The sequence below is a fragment of the endosymbiont of unidentified scaly snail isolate Monju genome (assembly GCF_000801295.1).
Lineage (GTDB): Bacteria > Pseudomonadota > Gammaproteobacteria > Chromatiales > Chromatiaceae > MONJU.
Genome location: NZ_AP012978.1, coordinates 1,048,390 through 1,062,157, shown reverse-complemented (window position 1 = coordinate 1,062,157; position 13,768 = coordinate 1,048,390). Strand labels below are relative to the sequence as shown.

Genomic DNA, 13,768 nt, shown 5'->3' with positions numbered 1-13,768 from the left:
GGCCCGATGACAGAGATTCATTTTCCACCGACGGAAACGGAAAACCCGGACAGGGAGGCGATCGAATTCGAGGCCGTGATGGATGGCCGCAATATCTCCTGCACCGTTCCGTATCAGATTCTTTACGACCATTTCGAGGCGGAATACAGCGACCCGCTGTTCGCCTTCATGACCTGTCGCAAGCTGGTCGAGCAGATCGTCGAACGACGCATCCGCGAGCAACGCCTGGATGCCGACGGCGGCATCCGACTGTCCGAGACCGATTTTGCACCAGGCGACACCCACCCCTAGAAGCGCTTCAACGCGCAGGCACCCAACATGGAACACCACGACCCCTCACTGATGCCGACCGATGTGTCGATCATCACCACCTACCGTTGCCAGATGCGCTGCAAGATGTGCGACATCTGGGAGAACCCGAGCGACCGCCAGCGCGAAATCACGGCACGCGACCTGGAGATCCTGCCGAAACTCAAGTTCGTGAACGTCACCGGCGGCGAACCCTTCCTGCGGCGCGATCTGCCGGAGATCGTCGAGGTCGCCTTCTCCAAGGCACCGCGCGTCGTCATCTCCACCTCTGGCTGGCATGTCGAGCGTATCGCGGAGATGGCCGAGCGCTTCCCGAACATCGGCATCCGTGTGAGCATCGAGGGGCTTTCCCAGAAGAACGACGAACTGCGTGGACGCCCCGGCGGGTTCGACCGTGGCCTCAAGAGCCTGCTCACCCTGCAGAACATGGGGATCAAGGACATCGGCTTCGGCATCACCGTGTCGAACCGTAACTCCGCCGACATGTTGCAGCTCTACGAGCTGTCCAAGCGAGTGAAGATGGAATTCGCTACCGCAGCCTTCCACAACTCCTATTACTTCCACAAGGATGACAACGAGATCACCAACAAGGACGAGCTGATCGAGCGGTTGATGAAGGAGAACAGCCCCAAGAGCTGGTTTCGTGCCTTTTTCAACCTCGGCCTGATCAACTACATCCGCGGTGGGCGACGCATGCTGCCCTGCGAGGCCGGCACGGCCAACTTCTTCATCGAGCCCTACGGGGATGTGTACCCCTGCAACGGCCTGGAGGAACAATACTGGAAGGAGAGCATGGGCAATATCCACGAGGTCTCCCGCTTCGAGGAGCCCTGGTTCAGCGAACAGGCCCGGCACGTGCGCGAAAAGGTACGGACCTGCCCCAAGAACTGCTGGATGGTCGGCACCGCCGCGCCGGTCATGAAGAAATATCTGCGGTACCCCGCCGGCTGGGTACTCAGGAACAAGCTCAAGAGCCTGCTGGGCCGCCCCATCGGCATCGATGGCATACCGCAATACGATGTCGGCCAGGATCCGCGCCAGGGCGATCTGCGCGCGCCACTCGGCGTTCCGGTGACACTCGAAGTCGATCGCGAGCCTTCCTGATGCGCGCATGAAGATCGTGGTCGTCGGGACCCGGGGTATCCCGAACGTGCAAGGAGGCGTGGAGACCCATTGCGAACAGCTCTACCCTCGCCTGGCTGCCCTGGGTCACGACATCACGCTGATGACCCGATCACCCTATATCGCACCGAAAGACCGGCGCGATCAGTACCGTGGCGTCCGACTGCAACACCTCTACACCCCTCGGCGCAAGTCGCTGGAGGCCATCGTGCATACCACGCTGGCCATCCTGCATGCTCGCCGGCAGGGCGCCGATATCGTGCACATCCATGCCATCGGCCCGGCCCTGCTCACCCCCCTCGCCCGCCTGCTGGGCATGCGTACCGTGGTCACCCATCACGGCCCGGACTACGAACGGCAGAAATGGGGGCGCCTGGCCCGCGCCATGCTGCGTCTCGGCGAGCGGGCAGCGGCACGCCATGCCGACGCACTGATCGTCATCTCTCGCCACATCGCCGAACGGGTGGCAGAGCATCATGGGAGAACGGACACCCACCTCATTCCCAACGGCGTAAACTTGCCGGTACGGCGTACCGAAACCGACCGGATCGAGGCGCTGGGACTGAGGCCCGGGCGTTACGTGATCGCCGTTGGCCGCTTTGTCGAGGAGAAGGGCTTTCATGACCTGGTCACCGCCTGGCAACGACTACCCCCCTCCGATTGCCGCCTGGTACTGGTGGGCGATGCCGATCACGAAACCCGCTACAGCCACCACCTGAAACAGTCAGCACGGGATGCGGGCGTGATACTCACCGGCTTCATCAAGGGCGAGGACCTCGCGCAGGTGTACTCGCACGCACGACTGTTCGTGATGCCGTCCTACCATGAGGGGCTGCCCATCGCCCTGCTCGAGGCAATGAGCTATGGCCCGCCGGTACTGGTCAGCGACATCCCGGCCAATCTCGAGGTACCGCTGGAAGGAGAATGCTATTTTCCCGTGGGCGACGTTCGGGTGCTGACCGATGCCCTTGACACCTGCCTTGCGCACGAAACGCATGTCGATCACACCGCCTTGTTGAAGAACCACTACGACTGGGGGCGGGTAGCGGAAGCCACCAGCCAGGTCTATGCGGCAGCGGGAAAACGACAGCCGTGAATGATGGTTGCGCCCCCGTAGCGACGGGGCTGCGCCGACCGACGCCTGCGCCGCGGCGGCATCTGGGCATTGACGGGAAAGGTCACTTTCGTACTGGCAACCCTTGTCTGGAACGCGCTGATCACCCGCCTGCTCACCGAGCCGGAAGTGGGCGCCTTCTACCTGATCTTCAGTATCGTACTGGTCGGTGAACTGATCGTCCTGGGCGGGATGAACCAGGCGGCGATGCGCCTGATCGCAGCGCGCAAGGCCACCGAAGACACCCTCGCTCCCCTGATCCGCGGCAGCGTCCTTTTGCTCGGAAGCTTCGGTCTGGCCTTTGGGGTGGGCTATACGCTGTGGATCGGTCCCTGGCTGGGCGAGCAAGTGTTTCACTCGCCGCTGATCGGCGAACTCGCCGGCCTTACCGCGCTCTGGTTCGGCCTGCGCGCCGTACAGACCTTCGTCGCCTTTTTGCTGCGTGGCTTTCACCAGGTGGGCCTGACGGCCTTCTTCGACGGCGCAACCACGGCCCTGCTGATTACGCTCGTGCTGCTTTTGCTGTACCTGCAATCGGTCCCCGTCGAGGTGCGCGAGGTATTGCTGCTGGTCTCCGGCGCCCTGGTCTGCACCATCCTGCTGTCATTCGCGATACTGCGCCGACAGGGCGGCGGCACACCCGGAACACCCGGGGTAAGGATCTCGGAACCCCTGCGCATCGGCCTGCCGCTGGCGGCCCTGGCGCTGACCAGCGTCGGCGCCAGCGAGGCACACGTCTGGATCGCCGGCATCTTCGTGGCGCATGCCGACATCGCGATCTATGGGGTCGCCAGCCGACTCGGCAAGCTCATCCAGATGCCGCAGCTCATTCTCGCCGGCGTCATCCCCTCGTCGATCGCCGAACTCTCCGCCTTGAAAAAGAAAAGACAGATCCAGGAGGTGCTGCAGGTCGCCGCCACCCTCTCTGTCATCCCCACCCTGATCGGTGCGATCGTGATCGGCCTGGCCGCCCGCAGTATCCTCGGGTTCGTTTTCGGCGAAAGCTATGCCGATGGCTGGTTCGTCCTGCTGAGCCTGGTTGGCGGCCACCTCTTTTCCAGCGCCATGGGGTTCCCCGGCGTGTTGCTGGCGATGACCGACCATCAGAACCTGTTGTTCAAGACGGGGGTGATCTCCAGCGTGACCGGCATCGCGGTGAGTCTGGCGCTGGTCCAGGCAATGGGTATCGACGGTGTTGCCCTGGGCGCCGCCGGTGGCAGGGTCTTCCAGAATGTCCTGATGTGGCACTACTGCCGGACCCGGGTCGGTATCGACACCCGGGCCTCGATCGCTTCGCTCCGCAAGTCCGTTCGCTTCCTCGGTCTACGCGCCGAGGATTGAGTCGGTGAGAAGGCCACTCCAGGTAAGGTCGCTTTCGCGATCAATCACCCTCGCCGGTGGAAACCGGCCCCACATGAAAGGGCCGCACCATCTCGCTGTCTTCATGTGAACGGATATAACACTGCCAGACATAACGGCCGGGCTTGCCGAAGGTCAACTTGATACGCGTCACCTGGCCCGGCAGGGCCATGACCATGTCGCGCCGTGACTGTTCGGTCACGCCGGGCCCACTGACCGCACCGTCAGTAACGATATTCTCCAGGCGGAACCCGAGTCCCTGTGAGCCATTGTGTTGCAGCACCGGCTGCGGAAACACGTCGGCTGCAAATCCTTCGCGCTCCATCACCTCGAAGTGCACCAGGTGAACATGCACCGGGTGGGCATGCCCCGTGGTGTTGTAGATCTCCCATACCTCGGTATCACCGACATCCGGGTTCTCGGTGATCGGCGCATGCCACGGCAAGGCCCCGTTGACCACCTCTCCGGCAACATCGGTCACCGGCTCGGCCGTACCGAGCAGCGGTTGCGGCCGAGCGTGTTCGTCGAGTCCCATGAACAACGCCAGGCGCCGAACCCTGACAGGCGGCGTGGCCGTCACATCCGGCCCGCCACCGAGCTCGTACCCCTCCACGACGACCGCATCCGTGATCGTGGTGTCGAACGGCAATTCCGCATCGAAGGCCATGATGCGGTCGGTGCGCCGGTTGGGAAACAGATCGTCCTCGGCCGGCAGGTCGCCACGGCAGGGGGCATCACCGAAGAGGTTCTCGATGATCACCCGGTAACCCACCGGCACCATCTTGAAGTCGACCACGAGATCCAGCCGCTCGCCCGGCAGGAAATCAGCCTCTTCGACCAGCGCAGCGCGAGCATTCAAACTCTGATCCGAACCGATGACGTAATACGGCAATATCGCGCCGACGGCCGGGTCGGTCTCTCCTGCTGGCACCATCTTCAAGCGAAGGCGCATGAACCGGCTGTCAGAGCCATTGAGCAGACGCACCCGGTACTGGCGGGGTTCGACGCTGTACTTTGGCCAGATGACGCCATTGACCACCATATGATCGCCAAAGAACACCGTCGGTGTGCTCGGCCCGCCAGCAGGGAAGATGTCCGGCGGCAGGGCAGATGCCTCCCCGTCGATGAAATCGGCATGGACAGCATCACCGGGACAGGAAGGAAAGAACAGCTCCCCGTCATTCCGGAACATGCGGTCCTGGATGGCAAAACCCAGCTCATAGGGTCCACCCGGCAGACCCAGGGGGTTGTCGGGACGTCCCGTGTCCAGGTCGTCCCTGAGCACGAAGAGCCCGGCCAGCCCGGCGTAGACGTTCAACCGGGTAATCCCCGGTGCATGATCGTGGTACCACATCATGCCGGCCTTGTCGTTCCAGTCCGGTCCGCCGTAGGCATGGATCTTGGTAGCCCACCGCGGGCCCCTGATCTCGTTGTTGGGAGAAAAGAAGCACCCGGAATTGCCATCTGATGACCAGTCGTTGCGCCCGCCATGCACGTGAGGCACCAGGGGCACACCATCGGTCTCCGTGCTGTACTGCTCATAACCCGGAAACGAGTAGACCCGGTGCAGACTGGCTGCGACCGGCAGCAGATGCGGCAAGGGGGCTTCGCGGACCGCGCTGTAGAGGTGATTCTTCCAGACAACCTTGAGCGGAGCATCCGCGACATGACGCTCGATGGTCATCCCCGGCCAGCTCACACAGGCATCCTTCGGGCCATAGCCCCACACGGTGGTCGCCACCGGTGTGATACCGTCCGCCCCGACCAGTCCCGTGAACTGCCGGATCTGTGCGGCAATGATCGTCAACCGGTCTCTGCGCGGGACATACTTGAAGCTGTCGGCCAGCGCATTCGGAGTGTGGTGAACGAACAGGAGCTGCATGGCCGGGTCAGAAAGACCCGCCGCCAGGGTCGCGGCCCTGGTATTGTGCGGGTACAGCAGGGAAGCGGGTATGGCACTGGTGCGACCGGCCGCCATCGCCGACCGGATGCTGAGTGTGAGAAACTCCCTTGGATCCATGGTTTCCTTGCCTGGGCGCCTGTCATTGGCGCGACTGGTTGCTGGGCATCCCCGAACACATCGTACCCACACGGTCTTCGCATCGATTCGGGCATCATCCACGCGCCATGGCCGAAAGGGACAGCAATCGCTATCCGTTCGAGTAAAACCAGGCCACAGCGAGCGAGAAGCCGCCGGAATCGAGATAGAACAACGCAGACGCGGGGTACTAGCCCTGACAGGGTGGATCATCCGGACCTGCCAAGCTCAGAGACAGCCTAGACGGATCCCGTCTCCCGTCCCATCAGGCAGGGACCCCATTTTGCTGACCATAAAGACGCAGATATGGGGTGAACACCCCAGAAGAAACGCATTATCCGTGAGGATTGCCTGCATGCCGTTGCAAAGGAAGCTCTGAGCAGGTTCCTTTCCCACTTGCGAAGGAGGTCAGCTGGCCCGACAACGGACCTCCTGCAGACAGAACCAGTGCTCCCATCACGAATTCGGCCAGGGACGGGCCTCCTACAGGCAGAATCGGCACCTGCTTACGGGAGGTGAAGCGACACCAAGAATTGACCCCCTGTGTCGCTCGGACAAGGTTGTGGATTCGGGGCCGTCCCCAGTTCTGTCTCCTGGTGCAGCCAGTGCCTTACCAGTCGAAACCTTTCCCGATGAGGCGGTAAAGCGCCTGATTGTGTGGCTCGAAATAGTCGTCCAGATACCGGTATACCTCGGGACCCACCTTGGCCTTGTCGCGCCCCACGTTACGAGGTTTCAGGTCACCCACCCTGCACTCCGGATCAACCCCCACGAACTCGAACACCCGGCGAAGCGTCTGTCCCGGATCGCGGAAGAATTCTTCACTGCTAAGGACCAGGAGCTGCGACCAGGAAAAATAAGCGGTGAAACGCTCCAGCTGCTCCCTGTAGAGGCCCCGCTTCTTGTATGAGAACTTCATGAAGGCATCGCTCTTGTAGTCCCCGCTGGCCATCACGGATGCCAGCCGCTGCTCTTCTGCCTGGAGAGCCTCCATCACAGGCAATGTCTCGTGCCCTGCCCGTCGTTCGTGAAAATAATGGGAGATGGCCCGCTCTGTCGGGTTCCTGAGCAGGGCAATGAGCTTCACTGTGGGAACAAGGTCGTGGATGCGCTCCGGAACGAGCGGGTTGAACAGGTAAAGAGGCGATGCCTCGAATGTCCGGCGGCCCTCGCCCAGCGTGCTTTTCGGCGGGAAATGGGCGCGGTACCAGGCCGGCCGCTTCTCGAAATTGTCGATATCCGGATGCAGTCCCCCATCGAAGAAATGTACTTCTTTCGTAAAGGGCGGAACCAGCTGGGGATGCTGACGCAAATAGTGGAACAGGCTCGATGTGCCGGCCTTCTGAGCGCCCACGATAATGAAATCCGGCAGGGCGCGATCACGCGAGATCACCCGCCTGTAGGCCAGGGCCACGCCTTTTGCTGATGTTCTGACCCACCGTGGCATCAAGAATCGCCGGGGAAACATGCTCCCCCCATCATGCCGAGGCCATGGACCACGGCGTCATGCACCATATCCCCACTGCGCCGCCTCTCTCCTGACCAGGGCATACAGTACCTTCCTGTGCCAGGGGGAAAACGCGGCCTCATGACCAGTGTCCAGCCGGATATCCCGAAATCCCCTGTACTTCGACGGACTGCCTCCCAGGTGATGCAGATCGCTGCGCTCACCCGAGACCATGCGCTCTTCGTATGGCAGATCGAGAAAGCGGCAAATACGCTGCATCTCGGAGACCGTATCCCGGCAGATGTCCTCGTAGCGCACGCGCAGCACCTGTTCAGCGGGCAGCTTCCGGCTGAAACGCTCCATCTGGCGCACCGTCCATTTCCACTGAAGGGCCGCCTTGAGCATGGGGATGCCACGTTTCACCTTGGAGTAAACCGTGCCCTTGAAGTCGCGACAGAGCAGGATCAGGCGGGTATCTTCGGGAATACGCTGCGCAATGGCGTACAGGCGATGAGGGACCTTGGACGAGTCGAGCACGTATTCCGCACCGCTGGCCCTGGCAACTGCCTCGTACAGCCTGACACTGTCGCGACCGACCTGTTCGCCCCCGGTGGCGCGAAACAGGGGGCCGTACTCGTACAGGGACGGTATGGCATTCAGGCTCAACCACAACAGCCTCCGCCACAGGTGCTTCATTCCCCGCAACTCGGTTTGGTTGATGAGCAGCTTGAGCTCCAGCGAGTCCAGGGGTACATCCAGTGCCGCCTGCACCTCCCGCCAGAATTCGCAGGCATCGAGCGTGCTGCCGCAGTAACACCGCATCTCGTGCGCCGGATCACCCGGCGTCTGCCGATAATAGCGCGTATCCCTGCGTACATAGGCCCTCAGCTGGTGCGCCTCGCCAAGTGTCACCACCCGCGAATGACCGGCGATCAGCATGTCCAGAAGGGTGGAACCCGACCGATTGTCACCCGCGATATAGAGCAGTTTCATCCTGTTCCTGCGCTTGTAAAGCGGGCCGGCACAACCGACTCGCGACCCGACATGTGAACCATGGGGCGTCTGTCATGCACCAGGCCAAGGTATCGGCTGTCGTAGTTTCTTTCCCGGATATCGGAAATGCACGATATCAGAAAGCACGTCGCAGCACGCCCTTCAACTGGATGAGGAAACGCCGCGGATCAATCAGCAGGGTCGCCACCACGTGAAAGGGAAAACGCAAACCATGCCATGCCAGGGAGAACAAGGCCGAGTACGCCGACTGTCCTTCCGGCCGGTAACCCAGCTCGGCCATCGGCCTGCCCAACATCTTTTCGACCAGAAACACCTCACCGGCGTCGAGAACCGATTTCCACTCGCCGGCCGCTCGTGCCTGCACACCACAGGCACCTTCATCCGCTGCGCGCAGGGAAGAATCCACCTGTTCCACCTCCAGCATGGTTGCGTGGAAACCGACACCGAGAAACGCACATAGGGCCTCCACAGCCGCTGCCGGGCGCTCCAGGAGGTCCTCGAAGCGTAACCGCAGATATCTGGGATGCCCTGCAAGCGCCGTCCCCTCGACATATGCCTTCTGCCACAACAGGCACATGGTGACAGGGTGATACGCCACCCATTCGCGCAGAGCTTCGCGCCAGGGGATGTTGCGGGCCTTGAGACGCCAGCGACGGGTCCAGCGCTTTTTCTGTGAGGCCAGCACCGCACGCGGATCTCGTACCATGTGCACGATGCGCGCCTCGGGATAGGCCTCCAGCAGCCGTTGCGCATAGTAGATATTGCGGGGCGTCTGCTCGACGATGATGTTGGCGACCTGGTCCAACGCGAGTTGCCGCAAGAAGGCCTCGAACAACACCCTGCCGTCGAGCGCAGAGCAGAGCCCCGCAACCAGGGCGCGGGCATCACCATAGTCCCGCTCATCGGGCATGTCCTGCCACAATCCGCGCCGGAACCGCGCATAGAGCGTCGCCGCCACCGCCACTGCCTGCTCCTCAGGCAAGGGCTGCTCCAGGTCGAACGGGTCGCACAGGTCGCCGAAATAATGCAGCTCGTTGGTGGCCAGCAGCAGGGGGTGCCAACCAAGGATCCGGCTCATCAAGGTCGTGCCTGACCTCGATGCCCCCACCACGAAGACGACTCCTCTCAACACGCTGCCTCAGCCATATCGTCAGTCGCTCACAGGGCAAGCGACTGCAGGCCGAAGGTCGACCCGATGAACAGCCGGCTCCCACGCCGATCGGGATGAATCGACCAGACATCGAACAAGCCGCTGATACCGGAATTGAACGGCTGCCAGTTGATACCCCCATCGGTGGAACGGTACAGGCCAGCCGATGCCCCCCGCCCCGGCGCCCAACGCCCGGCATAGACAGTCAAGGGATCGGCAGGGTCGACCGCAATGGACCTGACCGCGTAACTCCCGTGGCTGTCCTTTTTGAAGCCCTTGCCCATTCCCAGTTTGCGGCAGAGGCCATTCTCCACTTTGAACACGCCCTGGTTGCTGGCCAGGTAAAGCACACCGACACGCTGCGGATCAGCCGCCATGCCGTTGACCCGGCCGCTCAGATCGGCACAACGCGCAATGGCGCTCCAGTTGTCTCCCCTGTCGAACGAGGCAAGCACCCGGCGCTCCGCCCTGTCGAACCCATAGACAAGATCGCCATTTCCAGAGAACACGGCACGAACCGCATGATCCAGTCGCGCCCAGTTCCTGCTCCCATCGTTGCTTCGGAAGCCGCCCGCATAGATGACCCTGGGATCGTCCGGATGATGCCGGATCAGGTTCAGTGAACCCTTTACGGTACGCGCATGGCGCCAACGGGCACCGCCATCATTGGATATGGCCAGGTGTTTCGTGTCCCAGCCACCGACCGACACCACGAGCTGCTGCCCGGACACGGAAACACCGCCGATGGACGTGGGGTGCACGCCGGGAACCTTGCGCTGCTCAAACGACTTGCCACCATCAACCGTCTGCCAGAGGCCGTGATCCGTGAGTCCGATATACCACTCCTTGTCGGAGACCACCGCCATGTCCATGACCCGACCACCGGTATATCCGCTGCCACTGTAGACCCAGCTGCTCCCCCCATCGGCGGTGCGCAGGACCACGGTTTTACCGTTCGACGCGGTCAGTGCCATGTCCGCCTGTGAAGGATGAGGCGCGATCGGGCTCGGAAACCAGAACCCCTTGCCAGCCGTCAGTCCAAAGGTACGGATCGAGGCCGAAGGCGACCAGTGGCGTCCGCCGTCACGCGAAAAGAAGGGCCCCTTGTCGCTGTTCTTCCAGGTGGTGGCATAGAGCCGGTCCGCATCGAGCGGACTGGCGTAGACATCGGCGACATGGGATCTTTCTACCGGGGGCAGCCCCGAGGAAGCCAACCGAAAATGGCTTCCACCATCATCGGAGACCATCACGCGGCCGTCGACCGCTGCCACGATACGGTCGGGTGATGCGGGCGTGACTGCCAGGTTGGTTGGTATCCCTGGCAGGTCTTTCCCCAGTGGGGTCGCCTTGCCGTCCTGGTAGCTGTAAAGCCCCTTGGCCGTCGCCAGCAGCAAGGCGTCAGGATCGGCCGGCGAGACTTCCAGGTCCCGGATCGGACCCGGGTTGAAACCCGTCTGCCGCCACTGCCTTCCCCCGTCACGGCTCACCAGCAGGCCCTCGCTGTAGCTGCCGGCGTACACGGTGAAACTCTTGTCCTTCAAGGAACGGGGGGCGATGGCAAACAGCGAACCCATGGAACGCTGCTTGTGGAACTCCGTCGACCGCATCAGCGACCAGTTCCTGCCACCATCCGTGGAAAGAAAGATCCCCTCCCGACGTTTCGGGCTCTTGCGGGCCCGCGCCGCTTCTGGTCCGAGACAGGCCGCGGCGAACACCACCTTGGGATTCTCGGGATGCACCAGCAAGGAACAGACCCCGTTGGAATCCAGGCCGTTGGACACGGAACGCCAGTGACTGCCACCGTCCTTGGACCTCCAGACCCTGGTCGTATCGGAGGCGAGATAGACAATCTCCGGCGCTGAAGGCGCATAAGCGATGGCCATCACCTGCTGGAATCCCTCGCCACCGGCGATACCACGTTCCTCCTGTTCGACTGTCGTCAAGGGAAGCGATTGCCAGGAGGCCGCACACGTTGCCCCGGCGCACACCAGTAATGCTGCGTACAACCCTCCATTCAGAGAACGACACCTGCCGCCCCCGCTCTTGTTATCTGTCATCACTTATTCTCCATGTGTTTCGTTATGTGGAACCGGGTGGCCGAGGCTGTCGTGCTGCATCTCCTGCTCTGCCGGCGCCAGCAGGGCCAGCTTGGAGGCGGTCGCCACCAGGACCAGGAAGAGTAGGAAATTGAGGATGCTCTGAACGATGTTCTGAAACCCCAACATCACCACGAAGTACACCGTGAGCATCAACATGGAAAACCCCCAGGGCCATAACCTGGAAGGCATGCCACCGGACAGAAAGGCGACCAGCAGATGCCAGAGAAACGCCACGTAGGCGATCAGGCCCAGTGCACCGGTCTCGAGAAACACCAGAAGATAATCGTTGTGCAGCTTGTGCTGCCTGCCCAGGCGCTCCTCGCTGATCAGCGTATTGGTGCCTATGCCATGCCCGATCACAGGGCGTTCGAGAACCACCGGCACCAGTGCACGCCAATATGCGAACCGACCCTCCAGCGTATTGGTGGCGGCATAATGGACCTCCGACGGATGGTTCAGTTCCGCAAAACGTTCCATGATCCGTCCGGAGAAGGCCGCCAGGAACACCAAGACCCCCAGTAACAGCCACTTCAGGTTCAGATGTCGCCGATACCTCAACGATGCCACGGCCAGGCCCAGTGTCAGCGCGACCCAGGTCCCGCGGTTCAGGGCCAATACCTGGGATACCAGAACGACGACGAGGAGAAGCAGCAACAGTATCCGGTACGCGCGCGAGTCCGTCACCAGCAGCCGTATGGCCAACGCGCCAGTGACCAGCGAAAGAAAGATGCCGTAGTCGTTACCGGTGGCGAAAACGCTGCTCACCCGGTCCACCTCGGCGTCGTAGATCATGTCGTAGTTGCCCGTGACCTCCTGATAGAACCCGAAAGCAACCGGGATCACCGAGGAAAGGATCACCGCATCGAGAATCCCCCTGGCATCCGTTTCATCTTGCACACTGTTGAAGGCGATGACATACAGGAACCAGACCGTCGCCAGTTTCACCAGTGCAGCAACCGACAGCTTGAAGTCTGCCGATAGCCCGGCAGAGATCATGGCAATGAAAAGGAACAGCAACAAAAAGCCACCGCGGTCCGGGATCAGGACCCAGTGCGGGCGAGCCAGGGGAAGCAACATCCCCAACGCGATGACGATAACGCTCAACGGCAAGGCAACCGGCAGCCCGAACAACTTGTACTGCAGCCAGGCGAACGGCTGGACCATGGGGCGAACGACCAGGTAACCCTGCACCACCAGCAACGGCCTGATCACACCGGCCAACAGAAGCAGCGAGCCGGAGAACACGATGATCTTGGGCAGTATCGCTAGCATGGCATCCGTCCCAGGCAGACCCAGCCCGCCAGCCTCTCGCGCCTCTGATCAGTAACTGCGAACACCATCCGACGCCTTGTTGAACACCACGCCCATGAAGCCCCGCTCTGGCAACAACTCCATGGCCTGGCGTACCTCCTCCTGCGTGTTGCCATTCTCGGGGACGATCAGGACGCTGGCATGGATCTCCGGCGACAGTACCAGAACGTCATCCAGGCCCAGCAGCGGTGGCATGTCGAAGATCACGATGCGATCGGCATACCGATGGGTAATGTCTTCCATCAATTGCGCCATGCGGCGCGTGGAAAGCAGCTCGGACGACTGCGCGACAGGTCGTCCCGCAGGCAGGATCACCAGGCGCTCGATACCGGGATTGATGAACAGGTCCTGCAAGTCTGCCCGTCCCTGAAGAAAGTCCGACAGTCCGTTCTGCGGCGACAGGTCGAAACAGGTATGCACGCTCGGCTGGCGCAGGTCCATGTCCACCAGCAGCACGGTGTGCGATTCTTCCGAGGCCAGGGAGATGGCCAGGTTGGCCGCCACCACCGACTTGCCCGCCCCCGGGGTCGCACTGGTGATCGCCAGCGACCGCAGGCCATCGTTCTCCATCTTGTGCAACAGCTTGGTACGCAACACCCGGAAGACATCCGCCAGGGGATGATCCGGGGTCGCCGAGACCAGACGATTGCGCTCCAGTACCTCCTTTTCCACCGGCACCACGTGCGTCTGCGTATAGTCGACAGGAGCAGACGCCGAACCGGACGGTATCCGTACCGGCTGCCGCCCTGTCGTCTTCAGGGCGACCGTCCCGGTCGGTGGCAGGTTCTGCTCCCGCATCCGCCGA

At 62.0% G+C, this 13,768-nt stretch carries 11 protein-coding genes; 4 read left to right on the top strand and 7 right to left on the bottom strand.

What is annotated here, in order from left to right; all coding sequences use genetic code 11:
• Window positions 1-6 precede the first annotated feature (6 nt).
• The 4 genes from EBS_RS04965 to EBS_RS04950 are packed head-to-tail and all read left to right on the top strand — an operon-like array spanning window position 7 to window position 3,886.
• Entirely contained in the window at window positions 7-291 is a 285-nt protein-coding gene (locus EBS_RS04965) for a DUF1488 family protein (protein ID WP_043107625.1), read from the top strand.
• A 27-nt stretch (window positions 292-318) separates the two neighbouring features.
• Complete coding sequence (locus tag EBS_RS04960) at window positions 319-1,413, top strand: radical SAM protein (protein ID WP_052199320.1); 1,095 nt, start codon at window positions 319-321, stop codon at window positions 1,411-1,413.
• A gap of 7 nt (window positions 1,414-1,420) precedes the next feature.
• Entirely contained in the window at window positions 1,421-2,527 is a 1,107-nt protein-coding gene (locus tag EBS_RS04955) for a glycosyltransferase family 4 protein (RefSeq protein WP_043107624.1), read from the top strand.
• Window positions 2,528-2,572: 45 nt separating this feature from the next.
• On the top strand, window positions 2,573-3,886 hold the full coding sequence (locus EBS_RS04950) for a lipopolysaccharide biosynthesis protein (protein ID WP_081999826.1): 1,314 nt from the start codon (window positions 2,573-2,575) through the stop codon (window positions 3,884-3,886).
• 40 nt (window positions 3,887-3,926) lie between these two features.
• Here EBS_RS04950 and EBS_RS04945 read toward each other — a convergent pair whose 3' ends face one another.
• From EBS_RS04945 to EBS_RS04915, 7 genes are all read right to left on the bottom strand, one after another.
• Window positions 3,927-6,155: a multicopper oxidase family protein gene (locus EBS_RS04945; RefSeq protein ID WP_081999825.1), complete on the bottom strand. Its 2,229-nt coding sequence runs from the start codon at window positions 6,153-6,155 to the stop codon at window positions 3,927-3,929.
• A gap of 397 nt (window positions 6,156-6,552) precedes the next feature.
• Window positions 6,553-7,356, bottom strand: coding sequence for a sulfotransferase domain-containing protein (locus EBS_RS04940; protein WP_231892847.1), 804 nt, complete (start codon window positions 7,354-7,356; stop codon window positions 6,553-6,555).
• A gap of 90 nt (window positions 7,357-7,446) precedes the next feature.
• A complete protein-coding gene (locus EBS_RS04935) occupies window positions 7,447-8,382 on the bottom strand; it encodes a sulfotransferase family protein (RefSeq protein WP_043107622.1) in 936 nt (311 codons plus the stop codon).
• Between the two features lie 136 nt (window positions 8,383-8,518).
• Window positions 8,519-9,511, bottom strand: a complete 993-nt coding sequence (locus tag EBS_RS04930) for a sulfotransferase family protein (protein ID WP_269446343.1) — start codon at window positions 9,509-9,511, stop codon at window positions 8,519-8,521.
• Between the two features lie 50 nt (window positions 9,512-9,561).
• Window positions 9,562-11,496: a WD40/YVTN/BNR-like repeat-containing protein gene (locus tag EBS_RS04925; protein WP_043107620.1), complete on the bottom strand. Its 1,935-nt coding sequence runs from the start codon at window positions 11,494-11,496 to the stop codon at window positions 9,562-9,564.
• A 117-nt stretch (window positions 11,497-11,613) separates the two neighbouring features.
• Window positions 11,614-12,924, bottom strand: coding sequence for an O-antigen ligase family protein (locus EBS_RS04920; protein ID WP_043107619.1), 1,311 nt, complete (start codon window positions 12,922-12,924; stop codon window positions 11,614-11,616).
• 48 nt (window positions 12,925-12,972) lie between these two features.
• The gene (locus EBS_RS04915; protein WP_171816187.1) at window positions 12,973-13,761 is read right to left on the bottom strand and encodes a polysaccharide biosynthesis tyrosine autokinase; all 789 of its coding nucleotides are present in this window, start codon (window positions 13,759-13,761) and stop codon (window positions 12,973-12,975) included.
• Window positions 13,762-13,768: the final 7 nt, after the last annotated feature.